The 16,952-nt window shown below is 69.6% G+C and carries 15 protein-coding genes; 5 read left to right on the forward strand and 10 right to left on the reverse strand.

Annotated elements, in window-relative coordinates:
- Positions 1-232: 232 nt before the first annotated feature.
- The gene (locus Q0W60_RS01800; RefSeq protein ID WP_297691962.1) at positions 233-499 is read left to right on the forward strand and encodes a hypothetical protein; all 267 of its coding nucleotides are present in this window, start codon (positions 233-235) and stop codon (positions 497-499) included.
- Between the two features lie 53 nt (positions 500-552).
- Here Q0W60_RS01800 and cysK read toward each other — a convergent pair whose 3' ends face one another.
- Positions 553-1,611, reverse strand: coding sequence for a cysteine synthase A (cysK, locus tag Q0W60_RS01805; protein WP_297691965.1), 1,059 nt, complete (start codon positions 1,609-1,611; stop codon positions 553-555).
- Between the two features lie 400 nt (positions 1,612-2,011).
- Between cysK and Q0W60_RS01810 the strand changes: the two genes are divergently transcribed.
- A complete protein-coding gene (locus tag Q0W60_RS01810) occupies positions 2,012-2,314 on the forward strand; it encodes a hypothetical protein (RefSeq protein WP_297691967.1) in 303 nt (100 codons plus the stop codon).
- 71 nt (positions 2,315-2,385) lie between these two features.
- Here the strand turns inward: Q0W60_RS01810 and Q0W60_RS01815 are convergent, their stop codons facing one another.
- Positions 2,386-2,607, reverse strand: a complete 222-nt coding sequence (locus tag Q0W60_RS01815) for a hypothetical protein (RefSeq protein WP_297691969.1) — start codon at positions 2,605-2,607, stop codon at positions 2,386-2,388.
- A 117-nt stretch (positions 2,608-2,724) separates the two neighbouring features.
- Between Q0W60_RS01815 and Q0W60_RS01820 the strand changes: the two genes are divergently transcribed.
- Positions 2,725-3,186, forward strand: coding sequence for a hypothetical protein (locus tag Q0W60_RS01820; RefSeq protein WP_297691970.1), 462 nt, complete (start codon positions 2,725-2,727; stop codon positions 3,184-3,186).
- On the opposite strand, the gene Q0W60_RS01825 is transcribed toward Q0W60_RS01820, so the two are convergent.
- The 7 genes from Q0W60_RS01825 to Q0W60_RS01855 all read right to left on the reverse strand — a co-directional run bounded on the left by Q0W60_RS01825 (position 3,183) and on the right by Q0W60_RS01855 (position 12,150).
- Positions 3,183-3,656: a hypothetical protein gene (locus tag Q0W60_RS01825; protein ID WP_297691972.1), complete on the reverse strand. Its 474-nt coding sequence runs from the start codon at positions 3,654-3,656 to the stop codon at positions 3,183-3,185. The genes Q0W60_RS01820 and Q0W60_RS01825 overlap by 4 nt on opposite strands.
- A gap of 641 nt (positions 3,657-4,297) precedes the next feature.
- Positions 4,298-5,386: an acyl-CoA dehydrogenase family protein gene (locus tag Q0W60_RS01830; RefSeq protein ID WP_297691975.1), complete on the reverse strand. Its 1,089-nt coding sequence runs from the start codon at positions 5,384-5,386 to the stop codon at positions 4,298-4,300.
- Positions 5,387-5,640: 254 nt separating this feature from the next.
- Entirely contained in the window at positions 5,641-6,849 is a 1,209-nt protein-coding gene (locus Q0W60_RS01835) for an acyl-CoA dehydrogenase family protein (RefSeq protein ID WP_297691977.1), read from the reverse strand.
- 165 nt (positions 6,850-7,014) lie between these two features.
- Positions 7,015-8,229 (reverse strand): acyl-CoA dehydrogenase family protein, encoded by a 1,215-nt coding sequence (locus tag Q0W60_RS01840; protein WP_297691979.1) that lies wholly within the window; start codon positions 8,227-8,229, stop codon positions 7,015-7,017.
- 154 nt (positions 8,230-8,383) lie between these two features.
- Complete coding sequence (locus Q0W60_RS01845; protein ID WP_297691981.1) at positions 8,384-9,577, reverse strand: acyl-CoA dehydrogenase family protein; 1,194 nt, start codon at positions 9,575-9,577, stop codon at positions 8,384-8,386.
- Between the two features lie 108 nt (positions 9,578-9,685).
- On the reverse strand, positions 9,686-10,894 hold the full coding sequence (locus tag Q0W60_RS01850; RefSeq protein WP_297691983.1) for an acyl-CoA dehydrogenase family protein: 1,209 nt from the start codon (positions 10,892-10,894) through the stop codon (positions 9,686-9,688).
- A 35-nt stretch (positions 10,895-10,929) separates the two neighbouring features.
- A complete protein-coding gene (locus Q0W60_RS01855; RefSeq protein WP_297691985.1) occupies positions 10,930-12,150 on the reverse strand; it encodes an acyl-CoA dehydrogenase family protein in 1,221 nt (406 codons plus the stop codon).
- Positions 12,151-12,303: 153 nt separating this feature from the next.
- On the opposite strand from Q0W60_RS01855, the gene Q0W60_RS01860 reads away from it, so the two are divergent.
- Positions 12,304-13,983 (forward strand): bifunctional lysylphosphatidylglycerol flippase/synthetase MprF, encoded by a 1,680-nt coding sequence (locus Q0W60_RS01860; RefSeq protein ID WP_297691987.1) that lies wholly within the window; start codon positions 12,304-12,306, stop codon positions 13,981-13,983.
- Here the strand turns inward: Q0W60_RS01860 and Q0W60_RS01865 are convergent.
- Positions 13,980-14,183: a hypothetical protein gene (locus Q0W60_RS01865; protein ID WP_297691989.1), complete on the reverse strand. Its 204-nt coding sequence runs from the start codon at positions 14,181-14,183 to the stop codon at positions 13,980-13,982. The genes Q0W60_RS01860 and Q0W60_RS01865 overlap by 4 nt on opposite strands.
- 167 nt (positions 14,184-14,350) lie before the next feature.
- Between Q0W60_RS01865 and Q0W60_RS01870 the strand changes: the two genes are divergently transcribed.
- Positions 14,351-16,951, forward strand: a complete 2,601-nt coding sequence (locus tag Q0W60_RS01870; protein WP_297691990.1) for a peptidoglycan-binding protein — start codon at positions 14,351-14,353, stop codon at positions 16,949-16,951.
- Position 16,952 lies beyond the last annotated feature (1 nt).

Raw genomic sequence — 16,952 nt, forward strand, 5'->3', positions numbered from 1 at the left:
CCGTGATCGAAGATCCTCCGAATGCGCCGCACCCATGTCCGCCTCCCCGAATCAGGAAGCCTCATGGACTCACATGCCGCCCCCCTGCGGAATCCCAGCCGCGATCACAATCGATTCAACTCGATGGCCGAACGCTCTAGGCGCCGCCACGGGGCCTACGGCGGCGCTTCACGGAACGCCGATATCGTGCCTATCGTTGAACCTGCGAGGCCAGTTGATCGGGAGGAACCGCATGGCTGCTGCAGTGAAGTCGACGCCCAATCCCAACGACCAGGAGGTCCTCGCGCACGAGCGCACCTACAAGACCTTCAACATCATCCTGCGCTGGTGCATGACGCTGCTGGCCGCGGTGATCTCGTTCACGACCCTGTGGTTTGCGACCGGCGCCGGCTTTGTCTGGGGCGCGATCGTCGGGCTGATCATCCTGTTCCTCGGCTACAACTTCCTGGTCAAGCACGAGGAGCATCAGCCGCTCGACGTCTGGACCGAGGGCCGCTGAGCGCGCGCCGGTCGGGCGCGCCCAGGCATCCGTCGCCGGGCTGAGCCGCCGGCTTACGCCGGTTGCGGCTGCGGCGCGGGGAACACCGGGCTGGAGCGGGCGATCTTCTCCTCCTCGGCCGACATCTCCAGCGCGATGTCGGCGAACAGCGGCGTCGAGAGGTAGCGCTCGCCGGTGTCCGGCAGCATCGCCAGGATATTGGCGCCGGGGGCCGCCTCGGCCGCCACCTGCAGCGCGCCGGCGAAGGTCGCGCCCGAGGAGATGCCGCAGAACACGCCCTCCTTGCGCGCCAGCTCCTGGGCGCAGCGGATCGCGTCGGGGCCGGCGACCGGCAGCACCCGGTCGATCAGCTTCTCGTCCACCGCCTCGCCGGTGATCTCGGGGATGAAGTCCGGCGTCCAGCCCTGCATCGGGTGCGGCTTCCAGGCCGGGTGCTTGGCCGCCGGCGTCCCGTCCGGATTGCGCGCCTGGCCCTCGCCGGAGCCGAGCAGCTGGGCGTCGGCCGGCTCGCAGACCACGATCTTGGTCTTCGGGCTCTCTTTGCGCAGCACGCGGGCCACGCCGGTCAGGGTTCCCCCGGTGCCGTAGCCGGTGACCCAGTAGTCCAGCCCGTCCGCGCCGAAGTCGGCCAGGATCTCGCGCGCCGTGGTGCGCGAGTGCATCTCCGGATTGGCCTCGTTCTCGAACTGCCGGGTCATGAACCAGCCGTTGCGCTTGGCGAGGTCGACGGTCAGGTCGACCATCCCCTTGGCCCCCATCGCCGGCGGGGTCAGCACCAGCTTGGCGCCCAGGTAGCGCATCAGCTTGCGCCGCTCCGCCGAGAAGCTTTCGGCCATCACCAGCACCAGCGGATAGCCCTTGGCCGCGCAGACCATCGCCAGGCCGATGCCGGTGTTGCCGCTGGTCGCCTCGATCACCGTCTGGCCGGGCTTCAGCTCGCCGGATTTCTCGGCGGCCTCGATCACCCCCAGCGCCAGGCGGTCCTTGACGCTGCCCAGCGGGTTGAACGCCTCCACCTTCACGAACAGGTTCACGCCCTTGGGCGCCAGCCGGTTGATCCGCACCACCGGCGTGTTCCCAACCGTGCCCAGGATGTCGTCGAACTTGGCCATTGCGCGCCCTTTCCCAACTCGAGCCGACCTTTCGGTCCCGGCGCAAGTGCGTGCGCAACTGCGGCGTTCTGTCAATCGGCGGCGGGCTCTCCCGGCGGCGGCGGGTCCCAGAACCCGGCTTCCGCCTGCCGCAAGCACAGTTCCGCGAGCGTGAAGAACGATCGCCGGATCGCCGGCTCCCGACAGTTCCCGCATTCGTGATCCGATCGCCGAAACGAACCGCGCCCTCCGACATTCCTTGCGCCGGAGCGGCGGTCACGGCGCCCCCCGAACACCCCGCCGCCGTTCCCGGCCCCGGCCTCCCCTTGAGCGGAGCGCCGGGGCCTTTCGCGTCCGGGGCCCGCCAGGAACCTCGGCGGCGCTCGCGTACTAACGCCTGGGGGAATAGGAGACGGACGGAATGACCAGGTTTCTGATCGCGAGCCTCGCCGCGGGCGGGCTCATCCTCGGCTCGACCTCGGCGCTGGCGCAGACCCGCACCGAGAAGGGCGCGGCCGTGGGCGGCGTCGCCGGCGCCTTGGTCGGCGGGCCGGTGGGCGCAGCGGTGGGCGCCGGCGTCGGCGCGGTGGGCGCGAAGGCGACCGCCGGCTCGAGCTCGAAGACGCACCATCATCGGCATCACGCCAGGCGCCATCACCACAAGACCACGACGACGACCACCACCACCGAGACCGCGCCAACCAACGGCACGGCCCCGCACTAGCGGGCGTTCCTCCCCGCCGAGGGAGGGGACCACGACGCGGTGGAGGGGCTTCCGCGCCGAAGCCCGTCTCTTCAGCCTCCCAGCTGGGCCTCGACCGCCTCGAGCTCGTCCTTGATCCAGTCGTGGCCGCGGGCGACCAGCACGCCCTCGATCGCCGAGACGTGGCCCTTGAGCCGCTCGCGGATCTCGGGGGCGACGTCGCTGCGCCCCGCCATCCATTTGGTGACCAGCAGCAGGCCGAAGGCCGAGTGCAGCGCCAGCCGCTCCATGTCCTCGTCGGAAAGCCTCGCCATCTTCGCCTCCTTCGGCTGCGCCGCCAGCAAACCATGAACGCGCAACCTGCGCGATGGGCTTTGACGCAGGCGCGCCGACGCGCTCACATGGCCGCGCTTCACGCGGAGGGCTCGCAGATGCCAGGCCGGACCGGAATCGCCGCTGCAGCCTGCGCCGCGCTCGCGGGCCTCGCCGCGCCGGCCGAAGCCGCCCCGCCCAGCTACGCCGAGTTCTGCCGCGTGATCACCGCCGCCGCGGCGGCGAGCCCCGGCCGCTTCGAGGCGGTGAAGGCCGCCCCGCACGAGGCCGGCTTCGCCACCACCCTGCGTCCGGCCGACGAGGCCGACGGCTTCCATTGCGCCATCCAGCCGGCCGGCGAGCGGCCGCTGATGCTGGCCTGCGTCGCCTACGTGCGCGCCGACGGTCTCGACGGCTGGGCGCACGAGTGCCTGGCCGGCTGGCGGCGCGACACCGACGGCGAGGAGGTCGCCTTCTTCGCCCCCGAGGCGCGCCGCACCTTGGTCGTCATCGCCCCCTACCGCGGCGGCCCGTACGCCAGCACCATCGCCATCCTCGAGGCCCCCGGCCCGACCACCTAGGGCCGCCGCCCGACCGCCTGCCGGACCGCCGCCCGCCAGAAGACGTAGCCGCCCCACGCGCCGCAGCCGGCGCAGAGCGCCATCAGCCTGAGCTCCCCGCCTGCCGGCCGCAGGCGCAGCAGCGGGTCGACCACGAACGGCCAGGCGAGCGCGCTCAGCGCGCCCACCGCCGCGCCGGCCGTCACGCAGAGGGCCCAGCCCAGTCCCATCCGGCCCTTCAGCACCAGCACCAGCGGGGCGCCCAGCGCCAGTGCGCCCAGGAGCGCGAACGGCAGGCCGATCACATAGACCACCGCCGCCAACCCGATCGCGCCCACGCCGCCGGTCAGCAGCGCCGGGATCCCGATCGCCGCCGCGGCCATCAGCGGCGCGGCCATCGCCGCCATCACCAGGCCGCCCACCGCCCGTCCCGCCGACAGGCCGGCCCCGGCGCGAGGCGCGGGCGCGCTGGCCCCAGGAGTCATCTGCATGCCCGATCACACCCGCGCAGCGCCGCCACCGTCAAGCTCGCGATGACGAGCTAAGGCAGCGTTCTTTGGCGCCCAGGTCTTGAAATCGTCGAACATAGCCGCGAGCGTCTCACGGGAGAGGCCGGACGCCAAAGACTTGTGCCGTTTTTGTTCTCCCCTCTCCCACGGCGCTCTACGGCCTGGGACAGGGGCTTTGCCGGCGCCATAGTCCCTGCATGCTCGCGAACCCGGCCCGCGCCGCCATCCTCAAGGCCCTGGCGCTCGCGATCGGCCTGATCGTCGTGGGCGCGATCGGCGCTCAGATCCTCTGGGGCCAGCCGTAGGCCCACTTCCGCCGCGACCAGCTCCGCGCCTTCCCACCCGGCTGGCGCTGCAACGGCGCGCCCCGCGAGCGCTGGCGCGTCTGCTTCCGCACCGCCCCGCTGCGCGCGCCGTAGCACCCCTGGCCCCGATGGGGAGGGGCAGGGGTGGGGTGCAGCTCTTTGAGGAGTTGGACGCGACATTCCGCGTAAAGCGCTGACAAGCGGCGACAACACAAAGCCCCTCCGCCGGCTTTGCGCCAACGGAGGGGCTCCGTTCCCTCTGGCCCCGGGCGGGCGGAGCAAAACCGCCCCGCCGCCCAATCCCTTAGAGCCTGGGCCTCAATACCCCTGGATCCGCGCGTAGCGGTCCCGGTGGTAGGCCTGGTTGCCGAACGCCGCTTCCGCCGCCCGCGCGCGCTTCAGGTAGAAGCCGGCGTCGTGGGCGTCGGTCATGCCGATGCCGCCGTGCATCTGCACCATCTCGTTGGAGACCAGGTGGTAGGTGTCGCCCATCTTGGCCTTGGCGAGCGAGACCAGCTCTGGCGTGTCGGGGCTGTCGTTGTCGATGGCGGTGAGCGCGGCTTCCACGGCCGATCTGGAGAGCTCCAAGTCCGTGAACATCTTGGCCGCCCGGTGCTGCAGCGCCTGGAACGAGCCGATCACCTGGCCGAACTGCACGCGGGTCTTCAGGTAGTCGAGGGTGGTCTCGAAGGCCTGGGTGGCGGCGCCCAGCATCTCGGCGGCGAGGCCGGCGCGGGCGCGGTCCAGCACCTTCTCGAGGAGCTCCGGTCCGCCTTCCAGCGGCTCGGCGGCGGCGTTCGAGAACTCGATGTTGGCGGCGCCGCGGCTGTCGGCCAGGTGCAGCCGCTGGCGCTTCACGCCCGCATCGTCGGCGCGCACCAGGTAGAGGCCGATCCCCTTGGGGCCCTTGGCCGAGACGACCAGCAGGCTCGCGGCCATGCCTTCCAGCACGAAGGTCTTCTTGCCGCTGATCTTGCCGTCCTTGAAGGTCGTCTCGACCTTCTCCGGATTGTGGTGCGGGCCCTCGTCGACGGCGAGGGTGGCGACCACCGAGCCCTCGGCGATCTTCGGCAGCCACTCGGACTTCTGCGCGTCCGTGCCGCCGAGGATCAGCGCCGAGGCGCCGGCCAGGCCCGAAGCCAGCAGCGGCGAGGCGGTGAGCGTGCGGCCCAGCTCCTCAAGGATCAGGCCCAGCGACAGGTAGCCGAAGTTCGATCCGCCGTATTCCTCGGGGATGATGACGCCGGCCCAGCCCATCTCGGCCATCTCGTTCCAGGCGCCCGCGTCATAGCCGAGCTCGACGCCGCTATCGCGCATCTTGCGGAAGGCGGAGACCGGGCTCTTTTCCTGGACCCAGCTCTTCGCCGCGTCCTTCAGCATGCTCTGTTCTTCGGTCAGAACGGCCATTTCAATGTCCTCGTCAAAATCTCTTCAGGTTCAATTCCAGCCCTGCCGGGCGGCGGGATTCAAGTCGTTTTTGAGAACCGCGGAACACACGGAAAACACGGAAGCTGATGGCGCGGCGGCGGCTTCCTGCAGCGAGCGGCCAAGCTCCTCAGCGGCGGAATGATCGCGCCTTCGGCGCAGTCCTCCTGACGTGCTTGGCGTTCTTGGCGGTGAGCTCCTTTCCGTGTCTTCCGTGTCTTCCTTGGTTCAACTCATCACTTCGACTGCGTCAGGTCGGGCAGGCCGAGGATGCGCTTGGAGATGATGTTCGACTGGATCTCCTGGCTTCCGCCGTAGATCGTGGTGGCCTTGCCGCCCAGCCAGCCGCGCACCGCGGCGAGCTCCTCGGCGTTGAAGCCCTCGCCCTCCCAGCCGAGGCCCTGGCTGCCCATGATCTCGATGGTCAGTTCGGCGCGGTCCTGCAGCGTGCGGGTGCCGGCGTTCTTCATGATCGAGGTGGCGGCCGAGGGGTTCTGGTTGCCCTTGGCCTCGGCCATGGCGCGCATCGCGGTGAGCTGGAAGGCGCGCAGCTCGATGGCGTTCTGCACCACCCGCGTGCGCAGGTCGGCGTCGGCGATGCGGCCCTTCTCGTCGGTCCCGACGTACTCCTTGGCCAGCTGCTCCAGCGGCTTGCCCATGCCGAACATGCCGGCCCCGCCGCCGCCCGAGATCCCCTGCCGCTCGTGCTGCAGCAGGCGCTTGCCGATGGTCCAGCCGCCGTTCAGCGGCCCGACGAGGTTCTTCTTCAGCGCCACCGCGTTGGTGAAGAAGGTCTCGCAGAAAGGAGAATTCCCGGCGATCAGCTTGATGGGGCGGACTTCCACGCCAGGCTGATGCATATCGATCAGAACGAACGAGATGCCTTCATGCTTCTTCGAAGTATCGGTCCGGACAAGACAGAAGCACCAATCCGCGAATTGTGCGCCGCTCGTCCATATCTTTTGGCCATTAATAAGGAAGTGGTCGCCCTTGTCTTCCGCGCGCGTCTGAAGACTTGCCAGATCGGATCCGGCGCCCGGCTCGGAATAGCCCTGGCACCACTGCAGGTCGCCGCGGACGATCGGCGGGATGTGCTCGCGCTTCTGCTCCTCGGTGCCGTATTCCAGCAGCGTCGGGCCGAACATCATCACGCCCATGCCGCCGATCGGGTTGTAGGCGCCGGCCCGCGCCAGCTCCTGCTGCACGACGCGCCCCTCGGCCGCGGAGAGCCCGCCGCCGCCGTATTCCTTCGGCCAGGTGGGCGTGCCCCAGCCCTTCTCGCCCATGGCCTTGCGCCAGGCTTCCTGGTCCGCCGTGGGCTTCGCCCGCTCCTCCCGCATCATCGGGTTGGGCTTGCCCTTCAGCGAGGCCGGGAAGTTCGCCTCGATCCACGCCCGCGCTTCCGCGCGGAACGTCTCGAGTTCGTTGCCTCCAAAATCCGCCATCTGAAATCCGCTCCTTGAATAGCCGTCAGACGGCCTGAAATGACGCCGCCGTCACCCTATTCCTTAGCAGACCATGGAACACACGGAACACCACGGAAATGGCGCAGGTCCCGCCGCCTGCGGCGCACTCCGATCGTTTTTCGTGTCTTTCGTGGTTCCTGACCCTCACCCCTTCTGCGTGGCTTCGGGAAGGCCGAGGATGCGCTTGGAGATGATGTTGTTCTGGATCTCGTAGCTGCCGCCGGCGATGGTGCCGGCCTTGCCGCGCAGCATCACCTTGATGACGGCGAGCTCGTCGGCTGAGAACCCGGGGCCCGACCAGCCCAGCCCCTGCTGGCCAAGCACCTCGAGCCTGAGCTCGGCGCTGTCCTGCCGCACCTTCGAGCCGACGTTCTTCAGCACCGAGGAGGCTGCCGACGGGCCCTGGTTCGACTTGGTCTCCTCCAGCGCGCGCCGACCGGTGAGCGCGAAGGCGTGCGCCTCCATCAGGTGGTCGGTGATCCGCCGGCGCAGGTCCCCGTCGCGCAGCCGCCCGGTCTCATCCAGCCCCACGTAGTCGCGCGCCATGTCGGGGAGCTTCGGCCCCGGCATGAAGTAGGGCCCGCCGGTCGTCGCCTGGCCGGCGCCCGAGATCCCCTGCCGCTCGTGCTGCAGCAGCCGCTTGGCGATCGTCCAGCCGCCGTTCAGCGGCCCGACCAGATTCTCTTTCGGCACCTTCACGTCGGTGAAGAATGTCTCGCAGAACGGCGTCGTGTCGTTGATCAGACGTATAGGCCGAGGTTCTACCCCAGGCGCCTTCATGTCGATCAGCAGAAATGAAATACCTTCGTGCTTTTTTGCTGGGTCTGTTCTTGTAAGGCAGAAACACCAATCTGCCAAATGAGCTCCGCTCGTCCATATTTTTTGGCCGTTGACGAGGTAATACTCGCCTTTGTCTTCAGCCTTGGTCTGCAACGACGCCAGATCGGACCCCGAACCGGGCTCTGAGAAGCCCTGGCACCAGCGCAGCTCGCCCTTCACGATCGGCGGGATGTGCCGCTGCTTCTGCGCCTCGTTGCCGTATTCGAGGAGCGTCGGGCCGAACATCACCACGCCCATGCCGCCGATCGGATTGTAGGCGCCGATCCGGCGCATCTCCTCCTGGAGCACCTTGGCCTGCTCGCGGGAGAGCCCGCCGCCGCCATAGGCCTTCGGCCAGGTCGGCGTGCCCCAGCCCTTCTCGCCCATGGCCTTCTTCCAGGCGTCGCGGTCGGCGCTCCGCTCGTCGGGACCTTCCGGCTCCTCCTGCAGGCCGCCCAGGCTCTTGGGGAAGTTCGCCTCCAGCCACTCGCGCGCCTCGGCCCGGAAGGTCTCCAGCTCGGTCCCGCCGAAATCCGCCATCGTCGTTCCTCCGTCTCTTCTCGGTCATCCCGGTTTCGGGGAGCCAAGACCGGGATCCTCGGCGCCGGCTCGTGGGCGTCTGGGCCGCCACGCCGCGATCTGGCGCAAGGGGTCCCGGATAGACCGCTGGCGCGGCCTTCCGGGATGACATTCGTTACGTGCTCTGGGTCGTGTCCGGCAGCCCCAGGATGCGCTTGGAGACGATGTTCGACTGCACCTCCTGCGAGCCGCCGAAGATCGTCGTGGCCTTGCCGGACAACCAGCTGCGAACCGCGTCGCGCTCCAGCTTGGAGAACGACTCGCCGTCCCAGCCCAGGCCCTGGTGGCCCATGATCTCGAGGGTGAGCTCGGCCTTCTCCTGACCGATCCAGGTGCCGGAGTTCTTCATCACCGAGGTCGTGGCCGAGGGGTTGAGGTTGCCTTTCGCCTCGTCCGCCGCGCGCTTCAGCGTCAGCGCATGCGCCTTGGCGTCGATCTGGTGCTTGGCGATCCGCGAGCGCAGGTCGGAATCGGCGATCCGGCCCTTGGCGTCCACGCCGACATAGCGCTTGGCGAGGTCGACGACGCTCGGCCCCGACATCATCCGGTTGCCGCCCTGGCCGGAGCGCTCATGCTGCAGGAGCCGCTTGCCCACCGTCCAGCCGCCGTTCAGCGGCCCGACCATGTCGTTCTTCTCGACGCGGGCGTTGGTGAAGAAGGTCTCGCAGAACGGCGAGGAGCCGGCGATCAGCTTGATCGGCCGCGTCTCCACGCCCGGCTGATGCATGTTTATCAGAACAAAGCTTATGCCTTCGTGCTTTTTCGAGGTATCCGTTCTGACGAGGCAGAAGCACCAGTCGGCATATTGCGCGCCGCTCGTCCAGATTTTCTGACCGTTGACTTCCCAGTGGTCGCCTTTGTCGTCACATCGCGTCTGAAGACTTGCGAGGTCTGAGCCCGCGCCCGGTTCGGAGTAGCCCTGGCACCAGCGGATCTCGCCGCGCACGATCGGCGGGATGTGCCGCTGCTTCTGGTCCTCGGTGCCGTACTCCAGGAGCGTCGGGCCGAACATCGAGGTGCCCATCCCGGCCACCGGATTGTAGGCGCCGATGCGGTCCATCTCCTGCTGCAGCACGCGGGCCTGCGGGCCGGAAAGGCCGCCGCCGCCGTACTGCTTCGGCCAGGTGGGCGTGCCCCAGCCCTTCTCGGCCATCGCCTTCTTCCAGGCGAGCGCATCGCCGGTCGGCTTCTCGCCGCCCGGGATCATGGCTTGCTCGGAATTCCGCAGCGACTTCGGGAAATTGCCTTCCAGCCACTCGCGAGCCTCGGCCCGGAAGGCGTCGAGATCGGCGCCGCCGAAATCGGCCATCTCAATTCTCCTCAATAATTCAAATATTTAAGGTATTATAACACGCAAAATCCGGCATTAGGAGTCAGGTCTGACTGCTGTCGCCGCCATTTCTCCGGGACGGCCCGATCACTTCGGATCCGGCAGCCCCAGCACGCGCTTGGCGACCACGTTGAGGTTGATCTCCGAGGTGCCGCCCTCGATGGAGTTGGCCTTCGAGCGCAGCATCACCCGCAGCGCATTCGCCTCCGCCTCCGAGAAGCCTTCGCCCTCCCAGCCGAGGCCCTGGTGGCCCAGCGCCTCGATCAGCAGCTCGTTGCGGTCCTGGGCGATCTTCGCGCCGGCGTACTTCATGATCGAGGTGGCGGCGCTCGGGCCCTGATTGGACTTGGATTCGTCGGCCGCGCGCCGGACGGTGAGCTGGAAGCTCCGGGCCTCGATGAGGTGATCGGTGAGCCGCCGGCGCAGGTCCGCATCCGCCAGCCGCCCGGTCTCGTCGACGCCGACGTACGACTTGGCGGCCTCCTGCACCGGCCAGACCTGCGCCGCGCCGATGTTGCCGCCGCCGAGCCCCGCCGAGATGTTGTCGCGCTCGAACTGCAGCAGCCGCTTGGCCACCGTCCAGCCGCCGTTCAGCGGCCCGAACAGCTGGTCCTTCGGCACGCGCACGTCGGTGAAGAAGGTCTCGCAGAACGGCGAGGTGCCGTTGATCAGCCGGATCGGCCGCGTCTCGACTCCCGGGGTCTTCATGTCGATCAGCAGGAAGCTGATCCCCTCGTGCTTCTTGGTCGGGTCGGTCCGCACCAGGCAGAAGCACCAATCCGCAAGGTGCGCGCCGCTTGTCCAGATTTTTTGACCGTTGACCAAGTAATGGTCACCTTTGTCTTCAGCTTTCGTCTGAAGAGACGCCAAGTCAGACCCGGAACCGGGCTCCGAATAACCTTGGCACCATCTGACCTCTCCGGTGATGATGCCTGGAAGGTGCTGACGCTTTAGCGATTCGGTCCCGTATTCGATCAAGGTCGGGCCGAACATCATCACGCCCATGCCGCCGATCGGATTGCGGGCGCCGACCTTGGCCATCTCCTCCTGCAGCACCCGCGCCTCCGGCCGCGACAGCCCGCCGCCGCCGTACTCCCGGGGCCAGGTGGGCGTGCCCCAGCCCTTCTCGCCCATGGCCTTGCGCCAGGCGCGGGCCTCTTCGCTCTCGGGCAGCGCCTGCATCTTCGCGGTCTGCGCCGCCGGGTCGGCGGCCAGGGCCTTCGGGAAGTTGTCGTCCAGCCAGTTGCGCGCCTCCGCCCGGAAGGCCTCCAGGTCCGCGCCGCCGAAATCCGCCATTCGAAATGCCTCTAATTAGATGAGTATCGAAGGAATCACTTGGGATCGGGCAGGCCCAGCACGCGCTTGGCCACCACGTTGAGGTTGATCTCCGAGGTGCCGCCCTCGATCGAGTTGGCCTTGGTGCGCAGCCAGCCGCGCACGGCCGCCACCTCGTCGGAGGCGAAGCCTTCGCCCTCCCAGCCCAGGCCCTGGCCGCCCATCGCTTCGATCATCAGCTCCGAACGCTGCTTGGCGAGCTCGGCCGCGGCGTACTTGATGATCGAGGTCGCCGCCGACGGGCCGTTGCCGGCGCGGCTCTCCGCCGCCGAGCGGGCGATCGTCTGGCGCAGCGCCTGGAAGTTCATCTTGTTCTCGGTGATCCGCCGGCGCAGGTCGCCGTCGGCGAGGCCGCCGTCCTCGGCTGGCAGGTAGCGCTTGGCGATCTGGCCCAGGTCGCCCGAGGCGCCGCCCGCCGTGCCGCCCTCGCCGAAGCCCGCCGAGATGTTCTGCCGCTCGTACTGCAGGAGCCGCTTGGCGATCTCCCAGCCGCCGTTGATCCGGCCGACCAGGTTGCCCTTCGGGATCTTCACGTCGGTGAAGAAGGTCTCGCAGAACGGGCTCTCGCCGCTGATCAGCCGGATCGGCCGCGTCTCGACGCCTTGGCTCGCCATGTCGATCAGCACGAAGCTGATCCCCTCGTGCTTCTTCGCGGGATCGGTCCTGACCAGGCAGAAGCACCAGTCCGCCTTGTTGGCGTAGCTTGTCCAGATCTTCGAACCGTTGATCAGCCAGTGGTCGCCCCTGTCCTCGCAGCGGGTCTGCAGGCCGGCGAGGTCGGAGCCGGCGCCCGGCTCGGAGTAGCCCTGGCACCAGCGGATCTCGCCGCGCACGATCTTGGGCAGATGCTCCTTCTTCTGCGCCTCGTTGGCGTATTCGAGCAGCACCGGGCCCAGCATCCAGAGGCCGAAGGAGAGCAGGGCGGGGCGGTAGCGGCCCGCGGCCAGCTCCTGGTCGAGCATGCGCGCCTGCTGCGGCGAAAGCCCGCCGCCGGCGTATTCCTTCGGCCAGGTGGGCGCAGTCCAACCCTGCTCGGCCATGCGCCGCATCCACACGATCTGCGGATCGCCGGAGCCTTCGAAGGCGCGGCCGCCCCAGACGGCTTCCGGGTCGGTCTTGGCGTCCGGCTTGCGCAGCTCCGGCGGATAGTTGGCGTCGAGCCAGCTGCGCACCTCGGCGCGGAATGCCTCGAGCTCGGCGCCGCCGAAGTCGGCCATAACGTCCTCCAACGCAGGGTCACGGAAGATATCGCTCACCTTATCGCGGGGCGCGCGCCCGAGCCAAGCCGGACGAACAGTTGTTTGAGACAACGCCGCAGGCCCGCGGTGGCCGATCCAAGCTATAAGGCCGCCGCAAGGCTTCGAGGTCGCATGCAACTCCTTCGTCTGTTCCGCGACGTCCGACCGGCGCTGTTCGCGGCCGCGCCCTGGACGGCGGCGTTGCTGACGCTCGCCGCCGGCGTGGCGATGGTGGCCTCGGGCGCGACCCCGTCCGAGCCGGTGCGCTTCATGAAGCTGCTGGAGATCGCCCCGGTCTATCTGATCGAGACCAGCCATTTCCTCTCCTCGATCCTCGGCCTGGCGCTGATCCTGCTGTCGTTCGGCCTTCGGGCGCGGCTCGACGCCGCCTGGTGGGCCAGCGTCATCGTGCTGTTGGCAGCCGCGCCGCTGGCGCTGCTGAAGGGCCTGAACTGGGAGGAGACCGCGGCCTACGTCTCTCTTGCGGTCCTGCTGGTCCCGTTCCACGGCGCGTTTCCGCGCAGGTCGCGGCTCACCCGCATGGAGATCACGCCGGGTTGGCTGGTCTCGGCCGCCTGCGCGGTGCTCGGCGCGGGCCTCCTGGGCCTGTGGTCGTTCCAGCACGCCGACTACGCGAGCCTGCCCTGGTGGCGGGTGATGGCCGATGCAGACGCCGAGCGCTCGATCCGCGCCTGGGCCGGGGCGGCCTTGAGCCTGTTCGCCTTCGGGCTCTGGCGTCTGTTCGCCTCCGCGGCGACACCGAAGATCGCCGGCGAGGCCGACCCGGAATTCGACAAGGTCCGCGCCATCCTGGCGAGCGCCGAGGCGGCGGAAGCCTCGTCCAATCTCGCACTCCTCGGCGACAAGCGGTTCCTGTTCTCGGCCTCCGGCGAGAGCTTCCTGATGTTCGGCGTGCGCGGCCGCAGCTGGATAGCGCTGGGCGGGCCGGTCGGCCGGCGCGACGAGCGGCTGGAGCTGTTCTGGGCGTTCCGCGAGCTCGCCGATTCCCACGCGGCGCGGCCGGGCTTCTATGGCGTTTCCGCCGACGATCTGCCCGAGGTGGTGGAACTCGGCTTCTCGATCCAGAAGGTGGGCGAGGCGGCGGCCGTGCCGTTGGAGACCTTCTCCATCGAGGGACGTCGCCGCGGCAACCTGCGTCGGGCCTGGCGCAAGGCGGCCGAAGAGGGCGCAAGCTTCGAGGTGCTGAGCGGTGATGCTGTGATGGCCCTCATGGCCGACCTGCAGGCGATCTCCGACGACTGGCTCTCGCAGCACTCCGGCGGCGAGAAGGGCTTCTCGATGGGCGGCTTCACGCCGCGCTATGTCGCGGAGTTCCCGGTCGCCCTGGTGCGCGACCGCGGCCGCCCGGTGGCCTTCGCGACCCTCTGGACCACGGCCTCCAAGAGCGCCTTCTCCATGGACCTGATGCGCTACGCCGACGACGCGCCGAAGAACATCATGGACTACCTGTTCGTGGAGCTGATCGCCTGGGGACGCGATCAAGGCTTCGAGGCCTTCGAGTTTGGCATGGCGCCGCTGGCCGGCCTCGAGGATCGGCCGCTGGCCCCGATGATGTCGCGGGTGGGACGGCTGCTCTTCGAGCGTGGCGAGGAGATCTACAACTTTCAGGGCGTGCGCCGGTACAAGGACAAGTACGACCCGGTCTGGCAGCCGCGCTACATCGCGGCCCCGCACAGGTGGGCGATCCCGCTGCTGCTGGCCGACGTCGGCCTGCTGTCGTCCGGCGGCGTCGCGGGCCTCGCCAAACGCCCCCGTCGCGAGACCGCACGCGAGATGCCGCAGGCGGCTTAGCGGCCGGTCGTGACGCCCAGCAGGTTCACCAGGTGGACCGTCATGATCACAACGCCCGCGGCTGCGAGCAGCATGACCAGGCGATAGGGAACGAGCCGAGGTCCGCGGTGCGGGTTCGGCGGGCGCGCGCCCAGCCAACCGCACAGGAGCGCGACCGCCGCCAGCGCGCCTCCGGTGATCAGGGTGGGCGTGAGATCCATCCGAGGCCGCCTATCGCACCCGCGCCGCCGCTGCGGAAGCCGCGCCGTCTCTCCGGCCGCCGTCCGTCCACAGGAGAACCGACCCAGACGCAATATCTTGCGTCTCGGTCGCGTTTACACCCCAGGAATCGGTGTTTAGCGTCCAGGTTGTCCGGGAGAACGATTCGATGGCGGGGGCGGCGCCCTGGAGCGTCAAGGGGATAAACCCCAAGGCCCGCGAGGTCGCCAAGGAGCTTGCCCGCCGTTCCGGCATGACGCTCGGCGAATGGTTGAACCGCGTCATCCTCGAGGACGACGTGCCGGAGGAGGTCGCTTCCGAAGCCGAGCTTCCGCGTCCCCTGCGAACGCCCGCCGAGTCGCGCCTGCGTCTGGCGAGCGGCGGTCCCCGCGAGGAGTCCGGCCGCGTCGCCCAGGCGCTGGATCGGCTCGCAGACCGCATCGAGGCCTCCGAAACCCGCACCGGCCTGGCGATCTCCGGGATCGAGCACGCCGTACGCGAGGCGGTGGCGCGGATCGAAGCCGCCGAGCGCGAGCAGCTTGCGGTGGCGGCCCGCCTCGACAGCCTCTCGGAGCGGCCGGAGCCGCGGGGCGGGGCCGAACCTGCCGGTCCGCGGTCCGCCGAGGCGCTGCGGGCGCTCTACGGCGACGAGGTGGAGATCCCGCGCTCCGGCGGCGCGGACCCGATCGAGACGCTCGTGACGCGGCTCGGGGAGCGGCTCGCCGCCGCGGAAGCCCGGACGACGGATGCGCTGTCCGCGCTCGGGACCTCGCTGGCCGCGCTCGATGATCGTCTGCGCACGGTCGAAAGCGGCTCGACGATCGAATTTGACCGGCGGCTGGAGGCCCTCGCCGAGGACCTCGGCCGCCGCATGCACGAAGCTCGTGCGGAGGCGGCCGCTCAGCTTGGCGGAGCCGCCGGCCGTGCGTTCGATGGTCGCTTTGCCGAGATGGCCCAGCACGTGGCGGCGGCCGAGGGGCGCTCCGCACGCGCCATCGACCGGATGGGCCGCGAGGTGTTGGCGTTGGCGGAAGCGCTGAACCGGCGGCTTCAGGCGAGCGAGCGGCAAAGCGCCGCGCTCGCCGATCAGGTCGGCGGCGAAATGGCGCGTCTCGGCGCGACCCTCGATGGCCGGCTCGCCCGGGCGGAGCAGGTGCAGGCCGAGGCGCTGCGCCGGCTGGGCGAGGAGATCAGCCGCGGAGCCGAGCGGCTGACCGACCGTCTCGTGCAGTCGGAGCGCCGGGCGGCGCAGGCGATCGAGGACATCGGCGAACAGGTGGCGCATGTCACCGAGCGCATGGAGCACCGGCACGAGCGGCTCTCCGACGATTTCGCCGAGCGGCTGCGCCAGAGCGAGGAGCGGGCCGGCCGGTTCCTGGACGAGGCGCGGGCTGCGGTCGAAGCGCGCCTGGCCGAAGCGCAGGCCAGGTTGGAGACGGCGTCCGCCGAGCCGGCGGCCGCGACCGTGCACGCGTTTCCTGAGCTCCTGGCGCGCGCCGAGGACCTTCCGGCCGACCTGGAGCCGGAACCGCCGCCCCCCGGTGCGATGGCCTACGACGATGAGGACGCGTTCGCGCCCATCGCCGATCTCGACGACGAGGCCTTCGCCATCGTCGACGAGTCCGAAGCCGGGGAGCCGGCCGAACGCCAGAACCTCTCCACCCGCGAAGTCATCGAGCGGGCCAGGATCGCCGCACGCACCGCCGCCGGCGCGCAGGTCTCCGCCCCCACAGAACGCCGGCGGGCCGAGTGGGCCGGACGGCGCCTGCTCCGCAGCCTGGGGCGCCGCTCGCAATTTCGACCGGCGTCCACGTGGCAGACCGCGCTGCTGGTGGCGGGCGGGGCCGCCTTCCTCTCGGTCGCGGCCGCCGGCGTCGTGCTCATGGAGGGGCCGCGGCTGGCGGCCGACCAGGAGGCGTCGCTCGACGCGAAATCCGGCGCGCCAGCGCCGCGGGCGGCGGTGGCGCTCGCGCCGCAGCCGCCGCTCGGCGCTGCGGCCTCCGAAGCGATCGGCGCCTCCGCCCAGAGGGGGCGCGCCGAGGCCTATGCGGCGGCGGTCGGCGAGATCGAGGCGGGCGAGGCGGGTGGTCTGTCGCGGCTCAGGCAGATGGCCGCGAGCGGCTACGGCCCGGCCCAGTTCTATCTCGCCAAGCTCTATGAAACGGGCCAGTTCGGCGTGGTGAAGAACCCGGCGGAAGCCCGCCGGTGGACCCAGGCCGCCGCCGAGAGCGGCGAACGGGCGGCCATGCACAACCTTGGCCTTTACTATTTCCGCGGCGAGGGCGGCCCGCAGGATCTCGCCCAGGCGGCGGCCTGGTTCCGCCGCGCGGCCGAGGCCGGGGTGGTCGATTCGCAGTACAACCTCGGCCTGCTCTACCAGTCCGGTTCAGGCGTCGAGCGCGACGACGCCGAAGCCTACGAATGGTTCTCCATCGCCGCCGCGGGCGGCGACGGTCAAGCCCGCGACAACGCCCTTGCGCTCGAGGCGAAGCTCTCTCCGGCGGCGCTGGCCGCAGCGCAGAAGGCCGTGCAGGCCTATCGCCCGGGTGCTGATCCGGTTGCGCCGCAGCCCGCACTTTCCAGCGGCGCGTCCGTGGCCGCGGCCCAGCGGACCTTGGCCCGTCTCGGCTACTACCGGGGTTCGGTGAGCGGCGCGCCGAGTTCGAACCTGAAGCATGCGGTCGCCGCCTATCAGCGCGATCATGGCCTCGCGGCCACCGGCGCGCTCGATTCGCGCACCCTCGCCAAGCTGTCGGTGTTCACCCGCTGAG

The organism is Phenylobacterium sp., from assembly GCF_025934275.1.
GTDB lineage: Bacteria > Pseudomonadota > Alphaproteobacteria > Caulobacterales > Caulobacteraceae > Phenylobacterium.